The organism is Variovorax sp. OAS795, assembly GCF_040546685.1.
Taxonomy (GTDB): domain Bacteria; phylum Pseudomonadota; class Gammaproteobacteria; order Burkholderiales; family Burkholderiaceae_C; genus Variovorax.
The window spans coordinates 361,773-379,788 of sequence record NZ_JBEPOH010000002.1; the positions used below are offsets into that span (position 1 = coordinate 361,773).

19 protein-coding genes and 1 pseudogene are annotated in these 18,016 nt (G+C 65.4%); 13 read left to right on the forward strand and 7 right to left on the reverse strand.

Annotated features, from left to right (window positions below):
- Positions 1–155 precede the first annotated feature (155 nt).
- The 5 genes from ABID97_RS27225 (at position 156) to ABID97_RS27245 (ending at position 2,586) form a co-directional block, all read left to right on the forward strand.
- Positions 156–575: an ester cyclase gene (locus tag ABID97_RS27225; RefSeq protein WP_354402422.1), complete on the forward strand. Its 420-nt coding sequence runs from the start codon at positions 156–158 to the stop codon at positions 573–575.
- 50 nt (positions 576–625) lie between these two features.
- Complete coding sequence (locus ABID97_RS27230; RefSeq protein ID WP_354402424.1) at positions 626–1,204, forward strand: dihydrofolate reductase family protein; 579 nt, start codon at positions 626–628, stop codon at positions 1,202–1,204.
- An 87-nt stretch (positions 1,205–1,291) separates the two neighbouring features.
- A complete protein-coding gene (locus tag ABID97_RS27235; protein WP_354402426.1) occupies positions 1,292–1,534 on the forward strand; it encodes a hypothetical protein in 243 nt (80 codons plus the stop codon).
- Positions 1,535–1,676: 142 nt separating this feature from the next.
- Positions 1,677–2,030, forward strand: coding sequence for a hypothetical protein (locus ABID97_RS27240; RefSeq protein ID WP_354402427.1), 354 nt, complete (start codon positions 1,677–1,679; stop codon positions 2,028–2,030).
- A gap of 136 nt (positions 2,031–2,166) precedes the next feature.
- The gene (locus tag ABID97_RS27245) at positions 2,167–2,586 is read left to right on the forward strand and encodes a DUF6228 family protein (protein ID WP_354402429.1); all 420 of its coding nucleotides are present in this window, start codon (positions 2,167–2,169) and stop codon (positions 2,584–2,586) included.
- A gap of 264 nt (positions 2,587–2,850) precedes the next feature.
- On the opposite strand, the gene ABID97_RS27250 is transcribed toward ABID97_RS27245, so the two are convergent.
- On the reverse strand, positions 2,851–3,174 hold the full coding sequence (locus tag ABID97_RS27250) for an antibiotic biosynthesis monooxygenase family protein (RefSeq protein ID WP_354402431.1): 324 nt from the start codon (positions 3,172–3,174) through the stop codon (positions 2,851–2,853).
- Between the two features lie 115 nt (positions 3,175–3,289).
- On the opposite strand from ABID97_RS27250, the gene ABID97_RS27255 reads away from it, so the two are divergent.
- On the forward strand, positions 3,290–4,183 hold the full coding sequence (locus tag ABID97_RS27255) for a LysR family transcriptional regulator (protein WP_354402433.1): 894 nt from the start codon (positions 3,290–3,292) through the stop codon (positions 4,181–4,183).
- Positions 4,184–4,292: 109 nt separating this feature from the next.
- On the opposite strand, the gene ABID97_RS27260 is transcribed toward ABID97_RS27255, so the two are convergent.
- A complete protein-coding gene (locus ABID97_RS27260; protein WP_354402435.1) occupies positions 4,293–5,162 on the reverse strand; it encodes a helix-turn-helix domain-containing protein in 870 nt (289 codons plus the stop codon).
- Between the two features lie 185 nt (positions 5,163–5,347).
- On the opposite strand from ABID97_RS27260, the gene ABID97_RS27265 reads away from it, so the two are divergent.
- The 3 genes from ABID97_RS27265 to ABID97_RS27275 are packed head-to-tail and all read left to right on the forward strand — an operon-like array spanning position 5,348 to position 8,416.
- A complete protein-coding gene (locus ABID97_RS27265) occupies positions 5,348–6,217 on the forward strand; it encodes a fumarylacetoacetate hydrolase family protein (RefSeq protein ID WP_354402437.1) in 870 nt (289 codons plus the stop codon).
- A 10-nt stretch (positions 6,218–6,227) separates the two neighbouring features.
- Positions 6,228–7,016, forward strand: a complete 789-nt coding sequence (locus tag ABID97_RS27270) for an alpha/beta fold hydrolase (RefSeq protein ID WP_354402439.1) — start codon at positions 6,228–6,230, stop codon at positions 7,014–7,016.
- Positions 7,017–7,075: 59 nt separating this feature from the next.
- Positions 7,076–8,416: a metal-dependent hydrolase family protein gene (locus ABID97_RS27275; RefSeq protein ID WP_354402441.1), complete on the forward strand. Its 1,341-nt coding sequence runs from the start codon at positions 7,076–7,078 to the stop codon at positions 8,414–8,416.
- 50 nt (positions 8,417–8,466) lie between these two features.
- Here ABID97_RS27275 and ABID97_RS27280 read toward each other — a convergent pair.
- Together ABID97_RS27280 and ABID97_RS27285 are read right to left on the reverse strand one after the other, a co-directional pair.
- Positions 8,467–8,832, reverse strand: a pseudogene (locus ABID97_RS27280) (nuclear transport factor 2 family protein); the annotation flags it as partial.
- Between the two features lie 21 nt (positions 8,833–8,853).
- A complete protein-coding gene (locus ABID97_RS27285) occupies positions 8,854–9,747 on the reverse strand; it encodes a LysR family transcriptional regulator (RefSeq protein WP_354402443.1) in 894 nt (297 codons plus the stop codon).
- Between the two features lie 102 nt (positions 9,748–9,849).
- Here ABID97_RS27285 and ABID97_RS27290 point away from each other — a divergent pair, with 102 nt between their 5' ends.
- Entirely contained in the window at positions 9,850–10,761 is a 912-nt protein-coding gene (locus ABID97_RS27290) for a class I SAM-dependent methyltransferase (RefSeq protein ID WP_354402445.1), read from the forward strand.
- Here ABID97_RS27290 and ABID97_RS27295 read toward each other — a convergent pair.
- Both ABID97_RS27295 and ABID97_RS27300 read right to left on the reverse strand, forming a co-directional pair.
- A complete protein-coding gene (locus ABID97_RS27295) occupies positions 10,745–11,536 on the reverse strand; it encodes an SDR family NAD(P)-dependent oxidoreductase (protein WP_354402447.1) in 792 nt (263 codons plus the stop codon). The genes ABID97_RS27290 and ABID97_RS27295 overlap by 17 nt on opposite strands.
- A gap of 94 nt (positions 11,537–11,630) precedes the next feature.
- Positions 11,631–12,596 carry an alpha/beta fold hydrolase gene (locus ABID97_RS27300; RefSeq protein ID WP_354402449.1) on the reverse strand — a complete coding sequence of 322 codons (966 nt, stop codon included), beginning with the start codon at positions 12,594–12,596 and terminating at the stop codon, positions 11,631–11,633.
- 120 nt (positions 12,597–12,716) lie between these two features.
- Between ABID97_RS27300 and ABID97_RS27305 the strand changes: the two genes are divergently transcribed.
- The 3 genes from ABID97_RS27305 (at position 12,717) to ABID97_RS27315 (ending at position 15,792) form a co-directional block, all read left to right on the forward strand.
- On the forward strand, positions 12,717–13,616 hold the full coding sequence (locus ABID97_RS27305) for a LysR family transcriptional regulator (RefSeq protein ID WP_354402451.1): 900 nt from the start codon (positions 12,717–12,719) through the stop codon (positions 13,614–13,616).
- Between the two features lie 72 nt (positions 13,617–13,688).
- Positions 13,689–13,964, forward strand: a complete 276-nt coding sequence (locus ABID97_RS27310; protein ID WP_354402453.1) for a DUF4242 domain-containing protein — start codon at positions 13,689–13,691, stop codon at positions 13,962–13,964.
- A 40-nt stretch (positions 13,965–14,004) separates the two neighbouring features.
- On the forward strand, positions 14,005–15,792 hold the full coding sequence (locus tag ABID97_RS27315) for an AfsR/SARP family transcriptional regulator (RefSeq protein WP_354402455.1): 1,788 nt from the start codon (positions 14,005–14,007) through the stop codon (positions 15,790–15,792).
- Positions 15,793–15,817: 25 nt separating this feature from the next.
- On the opposite strand, the gene ABID97_RS27320 is transcribed toward ABID97_RS27315, so the two are convergent.
- Complete coding sequence (locus ABID97_RS27320) at positions 15,818–17,962, reverse strand: glycoside hydrolase family 3 N-terminal domain-containing protein (RefSeq protein ID WP_354402457.1); 2,145 nt, start codon at positions 17,960–17,962, stop codon at positions 15,818–15,820.
- Positions 17,963–18,016: the final 54 nt, after the last annotated feature.

Below are 18,016 nucleotides of genomic sequence, written 5' to 3' on the forward strand. Positions count from 1 at the left end.
CATTGGTACTGTCGTGTTACAGACGCAATATTGCGCGATGGCCACGGGCCCCGACATTTCCAGATTGCATAGGGGACATCGAGAAAATCCGTTGGACCGGCCAAGGCAAGGTGCCGATCATCGGAAGCGTCGCCAACCTTGAAAGGAACATGAAGATGAACCCGGACGCCCTCAAACGATCGATGCAAAGATTCACCGAGTTCATCAACACCGCGGATGAGCAGCTTGCGAGGGAACTCGTCGCCGAGGATGCGGTTTTTCATGTGCCGACGCAGGCCGAGCCAGTGCAGGGCCCTGCGGGGTACCTGTTGATCATCGCGATGATGCGCGGAGGTTTCCCGGACATCCAGTGGACCCTCGAAGAGATGATCGCGGAGGGCGACAAGGTTGCTGCGCGTTTCACCATGCGCGGCACGCATCGGGGCACCTTCCTGGGAATTGCACCGACACAGAAGCGGATCGAAGTGCAAGCGATGAACTTCTATCGGTGGTCCGATGGGAAAATCGTCGGGGAACGTGGCCAGCCCGACATGCTGGGGCTTTTGCAGCAGATTGGTGCAGTGCCTGCACCCTAGTGATGAACAACCGGCAGTCTGGTGGACTGCCCGACTCCGAGGAGACGCGCATGGGACTTCTGACATTCAGCCTCAACCTCACCCTGGACGGCTGCGTGGACCACCAGGAGGGAATTGCCGACGACGAGACGCACGCCTTCTTCACCCGCCTCATGGAGGAGGGCGGGGCGATGCTCTGGGGCCGCGTCACCTACGAAATGATGGAGAGCTACTGGCCGGCGGTCGCCCGCGGCGATGTGGAGGCGCCGCAGGCGGTGCGCGACTGGGCGGTCAAGCTGGAGACCAAGCCGAAGTACGTCGTGTCGTCGACGCGAACGGACTTCCCGTGGACCCACAGCCACCACATTGCCGGCGACTTGCGCTCGGGCGTGCAAAACCTCAAGGACGCGACCCCGGCCGGCATGCTCCTCGGTAGCGGCCAACTCGCGACCGAGCTGGACCGGCTGGACCTGATCGACGAGTACAAGTTTCTCGTTCACCCCAGGATCGCCGGCCACGGCCCGACCCTGTACCAGGGCGGGCTGCCCAATACCCGACGGCTCGAGCTGGTTTCGGCGAAGCCGCTCGGCAACGGCGCGGTGGCAATGCATTACCGGCGCGAGCGCCGTTCAGGACAATCACCTGGCTAGTATTCACAGCGATTCTTCTGCAAGCCTGGTCGCGGCCCCCGGCGATCATCGACCAACGAGCTTCACGTCCAGCGTTGCGCAAGCATCATGAACCTCATGCTTTGGCTCCTCCTGTACGTCTTCAACACGGCCTTCGTCTGGTGGGTGGTCTGGGGCGGAGGAGCATCGTGGTTCGAAGGCTTGCGCTCGCTGTTGATCATTGACTGGCTGTGGTCTTACAGTTGGACCTCAGAGCAGATCGCGCTGTACATTCTGGTTTGCTGGGTTGGCCATACCGTGTGGTTCGTAGTTGGTCTTTTCGTCACGGAAGCACGTGGCTTCTTCTGGTAGTGGAGCTGGCAGCGATGTTTGATTCAACCAACTCTGGGCGTTCTTCTTCGCGGTTTGGGCCCAGCGGCCGATGGTGAAAATGCGGGAGCGAACCGCAACTTTCTCGTAGAACTTCGGCTTGCGGCCACAACCAGACTTCGACATGAGCAGGCAACGCGTTACCGTTTCGCGATTTGAGGGCACCCTGATGGGCATGGCGGGCAACGTGTCGCTGTACCGAAAGGGCATCAACGAGTTCTTCCTCTCCCATGGGCTACCGAGGGCGCATGAGGAGTTGGAGGCTGTGCGCAGCCAACTGGAGAAGATTCAGATGTACGAAGTCTGCCGTGCGGCACTCATCGAAGCCGAAGCTCTTGTACGGCGAGGGCCTGAACACGACGAACAGGCAGTTGAACTTCTGCTGCAAGCCGGAGGAGAACTGGCGCACGCGTCTGGCAGTTTTGACAGATTGCAGCGACGTTTTAGAGCGGCGAACGACGCGAACAAGACCGACTGAACTGTCCGCTTTCGAGCAGTCCCAACTTCTGCTGTGGGCCCGAAGCTCCAAGCCGCGACCGGCTACAGTCGGCCAGAACCAGACCTTCGCGACGCAGGCAGAATTCGCCCCTAAGCTGACGTTCACGAAGGAAAGCATGGGCGAATTTGTAGTGACCTCGGAGCGCGAGGCGAAGCTTCGGTTCCACTCTCGTCGGTATCAACGACAAGGAAGCCTCGTTAGCTACGATGTGACCCTTGAGGGTCATCGATTCAGTGCGACTGCGCGAGTTGGCAACTCGGAGCTCGGAACGTCACCCGTGGTGCTGTTCAATGAGATGGTCGCCGAACCGTCTGGCTGGGAGGGTGAGAAATCTTGGGCTGCCCTGGACGGGGAGATGAGCATGGCGGCAACTACCGATTCGCTTGGACACGTGAATCTTGAAGTCAATCTGGACCCGAGAGACGGACCTCCCGAGTGGTACGTTCGTCTAACGATGGTCCTTGAGGTGGGAAGCCTGGCGCAACTCGCCGCGGAAGCAGGAGCATTCTTCGGCCAACAAGAAGTCCGGCCATAGGGCCGCACCCGGCCAGAAGCGGTCGTCTAGCGCAGCCTTGGAAAGCGGTGACCGGATTTCGTGATAGTGGAGATGTGCTGCCATGCCGCAGGGATTCAGTACGGCGGAACGACCCTGTCACTGCGCTGAGCCCGTGCGCATTCGGTCCTCCAAAAAAGCTGGAGCAACCGCACGACTGCGCTGAGCAGAGGAAGTTGACGTGGCTTGTCGCTGGATCGCTCGGCGCAGCTAACGCTCACATCCGCAGCGACATCCTTTTCCCATTCAAGCATTGACACGGGGCGTGGCGGGCTTTCTATTGGCGGTGTCCCGAACGACGTTGCAAACCTGCACGCGGTACTCCGAGAAGAACACCTGCCGCCCCGTCTTCTTGGCCTCCATGTGTTCGGGATGGGTCGCCCAAGCCCGCAGGCCTTCCTCGGAATCAAACTCGACGATCGTCACACGTTCGCCATCTGCGGCGGTGAAGCCTTTGTGCGAGATGTAGCCGGCAATGCCTTTGGCAAGTTCGCTCATCCGAGCTGCAGTTTGTTGGTATTCGTCTTGGGATTCGGCGTTCAGTCTGGATCTGAAAACGGTCACGATCATGGGGTGCCTTGCAAGGAGAGGTGGGTCTTCGACAAATGAAGTGGCCGTAGTTTATGAATCGGATTCCGTCTCGTAAAATGAATAGTTCGAACGAAATTATTCTCCGATTGAGAACATGGACCTCTCCGATTTGCGCGTCTTCCAAGCCGTTGTTACGGCCGGCGGCATTACGCGGGCGGCCGCTCTGCTGCATCGCGTTCCCTCCAACGTCACGACGCGCATCAAGAATCTTGAGGACGACCTCGGCGTCGCGCTCTTCAGTCGGGAGGGGCGGCGTCTCCAGCTGTCACCGCAGGGGAAGGTGCTGCTCGAGTTCGCAAACCGTCTGCTGTCGTTGGCCGAGCAAGCGCGTAATGCCATGCACGAACAGGTGCCGCGCGGTGTCCTTCATCTGGGCGCCATGGAAAGCACAGCGGCCATCCGTCTACCGTCGCTTCTTGGGCAAATCCACAAGCGTTACCCGGAGTTGTCGATAGAGCTTCGCACGGGCGCCCCGCGTCCGCTAACAATCCGCGTCTTGTCAGGGGAACTCGACGCAGCCCTGGTCGCTGAACCGATTTCCGATCCGCAGTTGGAAAGCCTCGTCCTGTGTACGGAACAACTCGTGATCATTGGTCCTGTTGGTCACCCGCCCATTCGCTCTGCCCACGACATCCGCAAAGGCACGCTTCTAGTTTTCGAGCCTGACTGTCCCCATCGTCAACGATTGGAAGCCTGGTGCGCTCGAGACAACATGGCGCCGCGACGAATCATCGAGGTCGGCTCCTACCACGCCATCCTCGGGTGTTGCGTGGCAGGCATGGGCGTCGCACTAATTCCGGCGGCCGTGTTGGACACCTACACCGAACGCGCGCGGCTTTCGGAGCACAAGCTCAAGGGCGATTTCCGGACGGTGAGGACGATGCTCATTTGGCGCAAAGACTCGCCGCAGCCAAAAGTAAAGCTATTGGCGGACTTGATCCGGGAGAAGCAGCCAAAACGGCCAAGGTCATCGGCGCAGATCGTATAACGCAAGGCAGCTTGAGGGCTCAAGCGCGCGCCTGTTTTCTTTGATCGAACGACTGCTTTGGCGTGCGGCGAAGGTCGGAAATGGGCCCGAAGCAGCCTTCCACCGCACCCTACAGCCCCTGTCCTTCCCGCGGTATTCCCGTGACAGTGACAGGCGAGGGTGCACGCGTGGCGCGCTTGAATATCGACGGCGAGATCCCGGTGTGCTCCTTGAAGAAGCGCGAGAAGTTGCCGGGCGCTGAAAATCCCAGGTCGAGCGCAACGTCCGTGAGTTCGCCGCCTTCACTGACGCGCCGCATCGCTTCCTCGACTCTCACGCCGCTCCAGAACACCTGCGGCGTCGTGTGCAGCTGGTCGCGGAACAGGGCGAAAAAATGCGCACGCGAGAGGCCGACCTTGGCCGCGATCTCGTCGATGGTCGTTTTCTCGGACACATGGGCACGCATGTGGGCGATGGCAGCGCGCAGGCGGTGGTCCAGCGTCACGCCGATACCGCCCGCAACAGCGGTGGCATCGCCGCCCGTCGTCGAGGCAGCGATGGCCGCCTCCAGCAAGCGCTCCACCTCCTGGTCGATCTGCTCGCGCCCGCTGCCGGCGGAAATCATCAGGTCGAGCACGCGCCAGCATGAGCGCCGCAATGCGTCACCGATCGGCACGCGCGGCGAGGGAAACCGGAAGCTGCGTTCCTTGGCGTGGCTGAGCTCGTCGAGCCAGTCTTTCTTGATCATGAAGACGATGAACAGGCTCGATCCGCTGTCGTCCAGGCGCACCATGTCGTGCGCCTCGAACGCGTTCACCCCCAGCGCCACGCTCTCGCTGTAGTCGACGGTTTCGGTGCCGACGTGCGCGCAGGCGCGCGCTCCGCCCAGCCAGAGGGCGAGCTGGGTTTCAGAGTGCGCGTGCGACACCAGGTTGGCGCTCGCCTCCAGGACGATGGCCGTGCCGAACGCGCCTTCGTGGAGTGCATAGGCTTCCTGCATCTGCGTACTTCATCGAGGTCGTTTGCGGCAATTGTTCCTCTCCGCGCCCCCGGCCGGCATAGCGCCCCGGGTAAATCCTTAGGAGCACACCAGACGATCCGATACGCCGGCGGACCGGCCGATAAGCGCGCCAGGCCCGCAATTCCTAAAGTTGGCACATCGCTAGAACACAGGAGCAAACCTTCATGCGAATTGCCACTTTCACGAGCGAAGGCCACCGCAAGGTCGGCCTCGTGTCCGCCGACGGGAAGACCGTCTCCCCCCTCGAGCTCACGCAGGCCCAGGCCGACAGCGGCGTGCTGACGCTGATCGAAACCCTGGCCGAAGGCGGCGCGCTGCCGGAGCCTGCCGGTCCCCCGGTCGCGCTGTCCGAGGTGGTGCTCGATGCGCCGTTGCCCAAGCCGCGCCGCAATCTATGGTGCGTCGGGCGCAACTACCATGCGCACGCCAAGGAACTGTCGGCCTCGGTGTTCAAGGACAACGCGGCCAGGACCGACGAGTGGCCCATCGTCTTCACCAAGGTGCCCGAGTGCGTCGTGGGCCCGCATGACGACGTGCTCGTGCCTGCCGAGGTGTCCACGCAGATCGACTACGAGGCCGAACTGGCCGTGGTGATCGGCAAGGGCGGCAAGAACATCACGCGCACTGCTGCGATGTCGCATGTGTTCGGCTACACGGTGGTCAACGACGTGACCGCGCGAGACGTCCAGATGCGCCATGGGCAATGGGACCTGGGGAAATCCTTCGACACCTTCTGCCCCATGGGCCCGTGGATCGTCACGGCCGACGAGTTCGACGGCACAAGGACGCGCGTGCGCTGCTGGGTCAACGGCGAGCTGCGCCAGGACGGCCCGACCGAGAACATGATCTTCGACATTCCCACGCTGATCGAGACCATCTCGCGCGGCATCACGCTCTACCCCGGCGATGTGATCGCCACGGGCACGCCGGCCGGCGTCGGCATGGGCATGAGCCCGCCGCGCTACCTGCGCGCCGGCGACGTAGTGCGCGTGGAGATCGACGGGCTGGGCGCCATCGAGAACAAGTTCGTCTGAAAGGCTGCGCATGACGACTCAAGTTCTGAATGGCCTGGCTGTCGAGGTTGACGGCCAAGGCGCTGCATTGCTGTGCATCCACGGGCTGGGCGGCTCTTCGAACAACTGGACACCCGTGCTGCCGGCGCTCGGCAGTTTCCGGCGCATCAGACCCGACCTGCCGGGCAGCGCAAGGTCACCGCTGCCAGCGGACGGCAAGGCCTTGTCGATCGCCCGCTACGTGGACGCAATGCTGCGGCTGCTCGCGGCGCTCGACGTCGGCGCGGTGCATGTGATGGCGCACTCGATGGGCACGATCGTCGCCCAGCACCTGGCGGTGCGCAGCCCCGGCCTTGTCAAATCGCTGGCGCTCTTCGGACCGCTGGCGGCGCCACCCGATGCGACCCGCCCCAACATCGCGGCCCGTGCCCAGGCCGCGCGCGGCGGTGCGGCGGCCATGCAGGAGATCGCCGATGCCATCGTCAAGGCTGCGACAAGCACGCACACCAAGGAACAGCAGCCGGCAGTGCTCGCACTGGTGCGCGAGAGCGTCATGCGCCAGTCGCCCGAGGGCTACGCGCAAAGCTGTGCGGCGCTCGCCGATGCAGAGGCGGCCGCGCTCGAACGCATCGGCGTGCCGACGCTGCTGGTGACCGGCGACCAGGACGGTGTCGCACCGGCGGCGAACGTCCGTGCCATGCAGGAACGCATCGCGGGCAGCCGCCTCGTCGTGCTCGACGGATGCGGCCACTGGACGACCTTCGAGCAGCCGCAACGCTGCGCACAGGAACTCGACGCCTTCTACGCCGAAATGCGCTGAAGCGGCACCAAGCCCCCATTTCGACAACCCATCGCCGGCACGCGCCGGAGGAGACAACGATGACCCGTATTGCATTCACCAACGTCCGCATCTTCGACGGCTCGGGCGAGGAGCCCTACGCCGGTGACCTTCTCGTCGAGGGCAAGCGCATCGTCGAGGTGGCGCGCTTCCCCAGTTGCGTGAGCACCGACGATGCGCGCGTGATCGACGGCAAGGGCCGCTTTCTGATGCCGGGCATGACCGAGGCCCACACGCATTTCTCCTGGAACGACCAGCCCTCGCTCGCAGCCATCCAGTTCATGCCGCCCGAAGAGCACATGCTCTGGTGCGTGCGCGTGGCCAAGCGCTACCTCGACATGGGGTGGACCTCGGCGATCGGCGCCGCAGCGGCCAAGCCGCGGCTGGACGTGGTCTTGCGAAATGCCATCGACGCGGGTGAGTTTCCCGGGCCGCGCTACCTGGCCGGCAGCCAGGAGATCACCACCATCGGCGCGCTGGGCGACAACACGCTGCCGCACATGAAGTTCGAGGAACTGAGCTTCGGCAGCGTGTGCAGCGGACCCGAAGAGATCCGCCGGTCGGCCCGCACCTTCATCAAGTACGGGGTCGACCACCTGAAGATCAATCTGTCGGGCGAGTACATCGCCGGCCTGCCGGCCGAGATGTCGCCGTTTGCGGAAGACGAAGTCGCCATGCTGGCGCAGGAAGCCAAGCGCTACGGCAAACGCATGGCCGCGCATGCGCGCTCGAGCGAGTCGGTCAAGCAGTGCGTGCGCCATGGCATCGAGATGGTCTACCACGCGAGCTTTGCCGATGCGGAGGCGCTGGACATGCTGGAGGCGGCCAAGGACAAGCACTTTGTTGCGCCCGGCATCGGCTGGCTGATCCGCACGACCTACAACGCGGCCGACTACGGCATCACCGAGGCCGTGGCGACGCAGATGGGCTACAAGCGCGAGCTGGAGATCGCGTCGGCTTCATTGCGCGAGATGCACAAGCGCGGCATTCGCATCCTGCCCGGTGGCGACTACGGCTTTGCGTGGATGCCGCACGGCACCAATGCCAACGACCTGCAGTACTTTGTCGACTACATCGGCATGACGCCCAAGGAGGCACTGATGGCGGCAACGCGCCTGGGCGGGCAGATCATGCTGCGGCCCGACGAGCTGGGTCAGTTGAAGGCGGGCTTTCTCGCCGACATCGTCCTCGTCGACGGTGATCCGCTGCAAGACCTGTCGCTGCTGACGGACCCGGCCAAGGTTCAACTGGTGATGAAAGATGGCGTGATCCACAAGGACTGCGCAACGCCCGTTCCATCACACGCGGCACTGCACCTGGCAGGCGCCGACACGCCGCTGCAGGAGCAGGGCGTCAAGGAAGCGCTGGCAGAGATGGACTGACCGAGGTCCGTCCGGGGATGGCTCCTGCGGATGGCTATCGCGCCGGGCGCTGGGCGATTCTTGCGGTACGAGTTCTTGAGCGCGATCTTTCCGTCCCGGAAGGTGAACACGTCGCAGCCATTGACCTCGACACGGGAGCCGTCCGCGCGCGTTCCGGTGAAGGTCCATTCGGACACCCCGCGGTCGCCCCGAACGAAGTGGCGCGGGTGAAGCCATTGCGCGTCGGGAAAGGTCTTCCAGGTGTCGGAGAAGCCGGCACGGACGGCCTCCCTGCCGATGTACGAGGTTCCGCAAACCTCAGGGCCGGCGGACGCTTCGAACACGCAGTCGTCCGTCATGAAGCCCATGAGCAATTCGACATCGTGGTTGTTCCAGGCGTCGGCGAAGGCCTGCAGGGTTGCAACAGTGACGTTCATGATTCACCTCCATGGTGTTCGCTACCCAGTAATGATCGGTTTGAGCGCGTCGATCTCCGTGGCAATGAAGTCGAAGAACGCGCTGACGCGGGCCGTCTTTCGAATCTCGGGCATCGCGAGGAGCCGCCAGTCCCGCGACAGCGCCGGGATCGGACCGAGCACCCGGACAAGCTCGGTCTCGGAATCCCCGAGCGCGGTCGGCAGCGGCGCAATGCCGACACCGGCCTTCACCGACAGCAGGAGACCGAGCACACTGCCGCTGCGGGCCACGATGCTCGCGTCCGGTGCAACCTGGCGCAGCCACTGGCTCGCGCGGTGGCCCGCCATGCTCTCTTCGAACCCCGCCAGAGGATGTGCCTGGATTTCCTCGATGGACGAAGGCTTGCCATGGCGCGCCACGTAGTCGCGGCTCGCATAGACGGCCCACAATGAGTCGCCGACCTTGCGGCCGACCAGCACGGCATCGTCGGTGTCGCCTGAGCGCAGTGCGACGTCGGCTTCGCCGGTGCGCAGGTCGACGTATTTGTCGCTCATCACGAATTCCACGTGCAGCGTCGGATGCAGCGCATGGAAGCGATCCAGCAGGCCGGATTGCATCAACCGGTTCACGAGCGGTTCCGGGCAGGTGAGCCGGATCACCCCCGCCGCATTGCGCTTCGAATCGGCCAGCACCTGTTCGAACCTGCCGACGGCCTGCCCGACCTCACGCGCGGCTTCCAGCACCTCGGCGCCGAAGTCGGTGAGCCTGTAGCCGGTGGTATGGCGCTGGACCAGCGCACGGCCGATGTGCCGCTCCAGCGCGGTCAGCCGCCGCTGCACCGTCGACTGATCGACCCCCAGGGCCCGGCCCGCGGCCAGGGTGCTGCCGTGCTGTGCCACGGCGACAAAGTATTTCAGGTCGTTCCAGTCGAGCATCGCTCGTTATGCACTATTGCGGCCCCGTTCTGCAAGTCCGCGCCTTGTGGTCCATGGAGCGCTGGCCTACGCTGGCGTTGCCACATCACTTCGGGGCCGCACATGACGACAAGCACAATCACGAATGGCTGCAGCGTGACGGATCCCGTTGCGAAGGCCTGGGACCGGGCTGCCGAGGGCTGGTCCCAAAGTACGCCGATCATTCATGCCTGGTTGCACCGGGCGACCGCGGCGATGGTGTCCGAGGCTCGGCTGCGGCGGGGTGCACGCGTACTCGAACTGGCCGCGGGCGCGGGCGACCAGACGAAGGACATCGCACTTGCCGTCGGGCCGGCGGGCCACGTGCTGGCGACCGACATTTCACCGAAGATCCTGGACTTTGCGCGCGAGCGCATCGAAGCGGCTGGCTTGGCCAACGTCCGCTTTGACGTCGCAGACGCGGAGCAGCCGGTTCATGCCGAGGCGCCTTTCGACGCGGTGATGTGCAGGCTCGGGCTCATGTTCTGCATGAACCCGGCCGCTGCGCTGGCCGCGGCATTCAGCGTGCTGCGGCCGGGCGGCCGCTTCGTTGCACTGGTGTTCGGCGACCCCGCAGACAACCCTTGCATCACGACCATGATGAGGGTGGCCCGCAAGCACCGGGGGTTGACCGGTAGCGTGTCACCGTATGCCGATGGTGGCCTGTTCAGCCTTGCGGCACCGGGCAGGCTCGCAAGTCTTTTGGCGGCGGCCGGGTTCGCCGAGATCGCGACGCAATCGGTTGCAGCGCCATTCGAATGTCCCGATGCCGCTGCCTACGTCGCCTTCGTCCGAAGTTCGGGTTCACCGATCATGGAAGTGCTCGCGCCGCTGGATGCGAAAGCCAGGGAACTGGCTTGGCAAGAAATGGTGGAGGCGCTCGAGCAATTCCAGTGCGATGGAGGCTGGCGCGGGCCCAACGCGCTGTTGCTCGGCTCGGCAACGCGAGCGGCGAGTGTGACGATCGATCGCGCGCTCGTCAGAAGGCGCTCTTGACGATGCCGCCATCGACGCGAAGGGCCGCGCCCGTGGTCGCCGACGCGAGCGGACTCGCCACGTAGGCCACGAGCGAGGCCACCTCCTGCGGCGAAGCGAAGCGCTTGATCAGCGAGGTCGGGCGAACGTCGTCGAAGAACTCCGCCTCGACCTGCTCGAAGCTCTTGTTGGTCGAGCGGGCCATGCCTTCCACGAACTCACCGACGCCGCGCGATTTCGTGGGGCCGGGAAGGACGCTGTTGACCGTGATGCCGGTGCCGGCGACCGATTCCGCCAGCCCGCGTGACACCGCGAGTTGCGCGGTCTTTGTCATGCCGTAATGGATCATCTCGGCCGGGATCTGCACTGCGCTTTCACTGGAGATGAAGACGATCCGGCCCCAGTTCGTGCGCCTCATCTCCGGCAGCACCAGGCGTGCAAGGCGAACCCCGCTCAGCACGTTGACGTCGAAGAAGCGCTGCCAGTCTTCATCGGGAATATCTTCGAAAGCCTTGGCCTCGAAGATGCCCAGGTTGTTCACCAGGATGCCGATGCCGGGGTGGCGGCGCACGGCTTCCTCGGCGGCGTCGGCCCGGCTGAGGTCTCCTGCATGGCCGAGCACCGTGCCTTGCGTTTCGGAGCGGATGCGGTCCACCGCCTCGTCGACCGCCGCCTGCGACCTGCCGTTCACGATCACGCTCGCGCCCTCCTGGGCCAGCGTGTGCGCAATTGCAAAGCCGATGCCGGCGGTGCTTCCGCTCACCAGGGCGAGCTTTCCTTTGAGTTGCAGGTCCATCAGGGTTCTCCGGGGTTGGATTCGGCGTTCATGTTCGTCGAGTTCTGCAGTTCGCGCCACCCGCGCGGTGCACGCGTCGCGTCGGCTTTTTCTGCTAGCCCAGGAAGTTGACCAATGCCGGAATGACCTGCTCCGGCGCCTCTTCCATCAACCAGTGCCCGGAGCCTTTGACGATGATGCCCTGCACGTTGGTCGCAACCATCTTTCCTTGCTCGATCAGGAAGGCCCCGCCGGCCTTTTCACCGGAGAGCACCAGCATCGGCATGGGCAGCGGCGTCTTGCCCAGTTCGGCGAACTCGGCCGCATCCTTCTCGAAAGCCTTGAAGTATTCAAACCCTGCACGCATGCCGCCGGGTTGCGCATAGGCCCTGGCGTAGAACTGGCGGTCGGCTTCGGGCACCGAGTGCCTGGGGTCGGCCGCAAAGTCGTTCCAGAAATGCTCGAAATAGGTGCGCTCGCGTCCTTTCACGAGCGCCAGCGGTGTCGCGCCGTGGAAATGGAAATGCCACAGGTCGCGCAGGAGCCAGACGTTCTGCCATTCGCCGATGCCGGGCAGGAAGGCGTCCATGAGCACCACCTTGTCCGTCTCCGAAGGAAACTGCGCGGCATAGGCGTAGGCCACCATCAGGCCGATGTCGTGTCCGACGATGCTCGCGCTGCGAATGCCGAGCGAGCGCACGAGCTCGTGAATGTCGATCGCCATGTTCTTCTTGCCATAACCCGTCTCGGGCTTGGAGGAATTGCCGGCTCCCCGAAGATCGGGCACGACCACGGTGTGCGTCCTGGCCAGGAGCGGCATCAGCGGGTTCCACATGTGCCCGGTCTCCGCGTAGCCGTGCAGCAGCACGACAGCAGGCCCGCTGCCGCCGATGCGGTAGTGGATGCGGGTGCCGTTCACCTCCGCGCTGCCCGCGCGGAATCCCGGCACCGCGTCGGCGGCGGGTGCCGCGTGTGCGGCGCGGCCCATGGTCAGCGCGGCGCCGACGGCGACTGCGCCGCCAAGGAGCGCACGGCGCGTGGGAGCGGACGGGGCGGCGGGGGTGAAGTCGATCTCGGTCATGTTGAACTTCCTTCTGTCGGTTGATAGGGTGAAGCGAATTTATGGTTCAGCTTCACTTCCAGAAAGAGCCCAAAAGTGGTTTACTCATTCAGCTTTTATGAATGATTGGAAGAGGCTCCCATGGACCGATTGCGTGCGTACGAGGTGTTCGTCACCGTGGTGGCGCGGGGCAGTTTCACCAAGGCGGCCGACGCGCTGGACACCTCGCCGGCCAACGTCACGCGCTACGTCAACGAGCTGGAAGCCCACCTGCGCACGCGGCTCATCAACCGCACGTCGCGCCGACTGTCGCTCACCGAAGGCGGCGAAGCGCTCTTCGACCGTGCGAAATCGATCCTCGAGGAAGTGGCGGAGACAGAGGCCCTCGCGACCACCGCGTCATTGCAGCCGCGGGGGCGCCTGCGCATCAACGCGCCGCTGAGCTTCGGCAGCCTCGTGCTGGCGCCGTTGTGGCCCAGGTTCATGGCGAAGTACCCGGACGTCGAGCTCGACATCGCGCTCATCGACCGCGTGGTCGACATCGTCGAAGAGGGCTACGACCTTGCCATCCGCATCTCGCGGACCACGTCGGGCAACCATATCGCGCGCCTCCTGGGCCGCTCGCACAACCTGGTCTGTGCCTCGCCCGGCTACCTTGCATCGCATGGCATGCCCGAGAGGCCGGCGGACCTTTCGCGGCATCCGTGCCTGGGCTACACGTACGGTGCGACCTCCGACGAGTGGCAGTTTGCCGGCCCCGGCGGAACACTGGAATCCGTGCGCGTGCGCTGGGCCCTGCGCGCCAACAATGGCGAAACCGCCCGCGCCGCGGCGCTCGCCGGTGCCGGCGTCATCTGGCAGCCGAGCTTCGTGATCGGCGGGGATGTGAAGGCCGGACGGTTGGTCGAGGTCATGCCCGGCTATCACATGCCGCCCGTCGACGTGCTGGCGATCTACGCAAGCCGCCGGCATCTCAGCGCGAAGGTGCGCGTGATGGTCGACTTTCTGGTCGATGCGTTTCGAGACTCGCCACTGGTGTAAGACATCAAACGCTCGCTCAAACGGCAAGCCGGCATGCTGAAGCCTTCTTCAACTTTTCAGCAGGTCAGCACCATGCCCAAATTCGTGATTGAACGCGCCATCCCCGACATCGGTGCCACAAGCGCCGCAGACTTGCAGGCGATCTCGCAGAAGTCCTGCAGTGTGCTCAACGAACTGGGCCCCGAGGTCCAGTGGGTGCACAGCTACGTCACCGGCGACAAGATCTACTGCGTCTACAACGCGGCCAGCGAAGAGCTGGTTCGCGAGCACGCGCGCCGAGGCGGCTTTCCGGCCGACAGCGTCGCCCGCGTCATGGCCACGATCGATCCCACGACGGCCGAGGCCTGAGGGCGGCGACAAGGGGGACAGATGCTGCGACACTGGCCGCATGGCTGCCTCCATCCAACTGCTCGGCGTGCCGCAGGTCGTCCTGCAGGACGGCACGGTGGTGGTGCTACGGGGCCACAAGGCCTGGGGCCTGCTGGCTTACCTGGTGGCCCAGCAGGGCGCTGTGAGTCGGCAGCACCTCGGCCGCCTGCTGTTCGAGGACGCGGAAGACCCGCTTGCAGCGCTGCGCTGGAATCTCACCGAGCTTCGGCGGGCACTGGGTCCCGCCAGCCTGAGGGGCGAAGCGATCGCTCTGGATCGCAGCTCGGTGGCCTCCATCGACGTGGATGTGCTTCGGCGCGGCGGATCGTCCGAAGGCGTGCGACTGCCTGGCATCGGCCGGGAATTGCTCGAGGGGATGAACTTCTCCGGCAGCCCTTCTTTCGATGGGTGGCTTCAAGCCGAACGCCGCCGCATGCATGCCACCTCGCAGGCCGTGCTGCACGAGGCCGCACTGGCCCGGTTGGCGGCCGGCGCAGGTGACGAAGCCGTCGACCTGGCTGGCCGTTTGTTGGTACTCGACCCGCTGGATGAAAACTCCCAGGTCCTTCTGGTCCGCTGCCTGGCGAATGCCGGCGATGGCGTAGGCGCAGCCCGGCAAGCCGCTGCATGCAGAGAACTCTTCCAGCGTGAACTGGGTGTGCTGCCAGGCACCGCGTTGGGCGATGCGCTGCGAACCTCCACGTCGACGGCCGTGTCGCGCCCGGCGACCGGGCGAGCGGGCGCACTCGCGCAGATCGAGGCTGGCGAAGCTGCGATCGGCGCCGGTGTGCTGGAGGCCGGCCTGCAGTGTCTGCGCAGGGCCATCGTCGATGCCGATGCCACCGGCGATCCGGCGCTGCGCTCGCGTGCGCGCATCGCGCTGGGAGGGGCGCTGGTCCATGCGGCGCGCGGCCGCGACGCCGAAGGGGCTGCGGCGCTGCACCAGGCACTCGCGATCGGACGCGAGGCAGCACCACAACACGTGGCGGCGGCGTGCCGGGAGCTGGGCTACGTCGAGTTTTTGCTGGGTCGCTATGAACGCGCCCTGACCTGGGTGGAACGGGCCGAACCCTTGGCCCAGGACGTAGCCGAGCGGGCACGGGTGGCGACGCTGCACGGTTCCATCTTGAGCGACATGGCGGACTACGAGGCCGCACAGGTGCAACTGCGGCAGGCGCAGGCCTGGGCCGAGGAAGCCTCCGACACCAGGCAAGGCATCTACGCCGCGTCCATGGCGGGCCGGGTGCTGGTCCTGACGAGACACCTGGATGAAGCCACCTTGCTGCTGGATCGCTGTATCGGTGAGGCACGGCGCATGTGGACCGCGTTTCTGCCGTGGCCGCAGTCTTTCCGTGCCGAAGTGGAGCTGCTGCGCGGGCACATCGACGAAGCGGCCGATCGTTTCGAACACGCGTTTGCGCTGGGTTGCCAACTGGCCGACCCCTGCTGGGAAGGCATCGCCGGCCGCGGGCTCGGCCTGGTGGCTGCTGCGCGCGGCGATGCCGACGGGGCAATGGCGATCCTGCTGGACACACTTCAGCGCTGTGGCCGGCTGCCCGATGCCTATGTCTGGGGCGGCGCCTATGCGCTGGATGCTGCGTGCACGGTGGCCATCGAGCGGGGCGATGACCGGGCAGCTGCGTGGGCCGATCGGTTGCTGGCGATTTCCGCCGGCGCGGGAATGCGTGAGCTGGTCGTTCGCGCCCATGGGCACCGGGCGCGACTGGGGGAGGCAGGTGCGGCCGAGGCCTCGAGACTTCTTGCCGACGGGATCTGCAACCCGGCGCTGGATGTGCTGCTCGCGTGATGAGCCAGTCGCTGACGTCGGGGCCTCAGCCCAACACGATGGTCTGCCGCAGCAACCCAGATTGCTCCGCACTCGGCCCCACGAGGATCTCGACTTCGCCCGCCTCGAACAGGGGCTGCAGGTCCGGCCCGAGATAGCGCAGCTCGGCCGCGGGCAGCGCCAGGTTCACCGAGCCGGCTTCGCCAGGCCTCAATCGCAGCTTCGCGTAGCCCTTGAGTTCGAGCAGCGGCCGGGTGACGCGGCTCACCTTGCCGCGAATGAACAGGAAGACGGTTTCCTCGGCCTCGCGCGCGCCGTCGTTGCGCAGCCTCACGCTGATCTTCAGGGTCTCCTGCTCGCTCACGCGCCGCGGCTCGACATGAAGCTCGTCGTAGTTGAACCGGCCGTAGGTCAGGCCGTGGCCGAAGGCATAGAGCGGCGTGTTCTCGACGTCCTGGTATTTGCTCGTGAAGTAATCGGCCGGGTTGATCGGCCGGCCTGTGGGGCGCTGGCCGAAGTAGATGGGCACCTGTCCGACGACGCGCGGCCAGCTCATCGGCGTGCGGCCGGTGGGAGATGCCTGGCCGGTGACCACGTCGGCAATCGCATGGCCGGCTTCGGCGCCGAGGAACCACGCGGCCAGCAGCGCGTCGGCATGTTCGGCCAGCCAGGGAACGACGAGCGGGCGGCCCGAGAACAGGATGGCGACAACGGGGATGCCGAGCGCGTGTGCGCGCGCGATCACTGCTTCGGCCAGCGCCTGTTGCCGGCCCGGGAGGGCGGGCGTGGCGCGGCTCGCCGCCTCGCCACTCATCCTGGCACTTTCGCCCAGGCACAGCAGCACGGCCTCGGCACCCTCGCACATCGCTATGGCGGCTTCGATGCCGCTGTCGTCGCCGCCTTCGATGGCGACCCCGGGCGCATGGCGGATGTCCGCCTGCGGCAGCGCGGCGCGCAAGCCGGCAAGCACGCTGACGGCGGGCTCGTGTTCGCCGGCACCCCACCACGGGCCTTTCATCTCGGTGCTTGCGTCGGCCAGCGGCCCGATGACGCACAGTGCCTTCGGCGCCGCAGGCAAGGGGAGGGTGTCACGCTCGTTCTTCAGCAAGACGATGGCCTTGCGCGCGGCCTCGCGCGACAGCGCGTGCCGCTCGGCGACGAGCGCCGCCGGCTCCGGTGTCGCGCCGCGGCGGTAGGGGTCGTCGAACAGGCCGAGCTGCTCCTTCAGCCGCAGCACGCGGCGCACGCTGGCATCGATCTCCTCGATCGTCACCCGTCCCTGCTCGAGCGCGACCGGCAGGCCCTTGCGGTACGCGTCGGCCATCATGTCGATGTCGACACCGGCCTTCAAGGCCAGTACCGCGGCATCGGCGAGATCGGCCGCGACGCCATGCTTGATCAGTTCCGCGATTGCGTTGTAGTCGCTCACGATGACACCGTCCCAGCCCATCTCGCCGCGCAGCCAGTCGCGCAGCAAGGGGATGTGCGCCGTCATCGGCACGCCGTTCAGGTCGGTGAAGGCGGGCATCAGCGTCGCGACGCCGGCGCGGACCGCGGCTTCGAAGCCCGGCAGGTGCACCTCGCGCAAGGTGCGCTCGGAGATGTCCACCGCGGCGTACTCCCGCCCCGCATTGACCGCGCCGTACGCGACGAAATGCTTCGCACAGGCGGCCAGCGCGTCGGCCGACGACAGGTCGGCCCCCTGGAATCCGCGCACCTTGGCCTCCGCGATGCGTGCGTTGAGCCAGGGGTCTTCGCCGGGCCCTTCGGCGGTGCGCCCCCAGCGGGGATCGCGCGACACATCGAGCATCGGCGCAAAGGTCATCGCCAGGCCCTCGGCGGCGCCTTCGCGCGCGGCCTCCCGTGCCGTGCGCTCCCACACGTCCGGGTCGAAGGTGCCGGCCTCCGCGAGCGGAATCGGAAAGAGCGTGCGATGGCCATGGATGATGTCCAGGCCGATCAGGAGCGGAATGCCCAGCCTCGACTTCTCGACGGCCAGCCGCTGCATCTCGTGCGTGGGGCCGGCGCCCACCATGTTCAGCAGGTTGCCGACGGTGCCGTCGATGATCGACTGCGTGGAGTCTCCCGCGAGCACCGGTCCGGTGACCGTGTAGCTGGAGGCAGTCATCGTGAGTTGACCCAGCTTTTCAGCCAGCGTCATCCGGGCCATGAGTGTGTCGATACGGCTCATCAGGGATTTCGAATAGAACCCAAGGGCCTCAATGATGGCATGCTGCGGGCACAG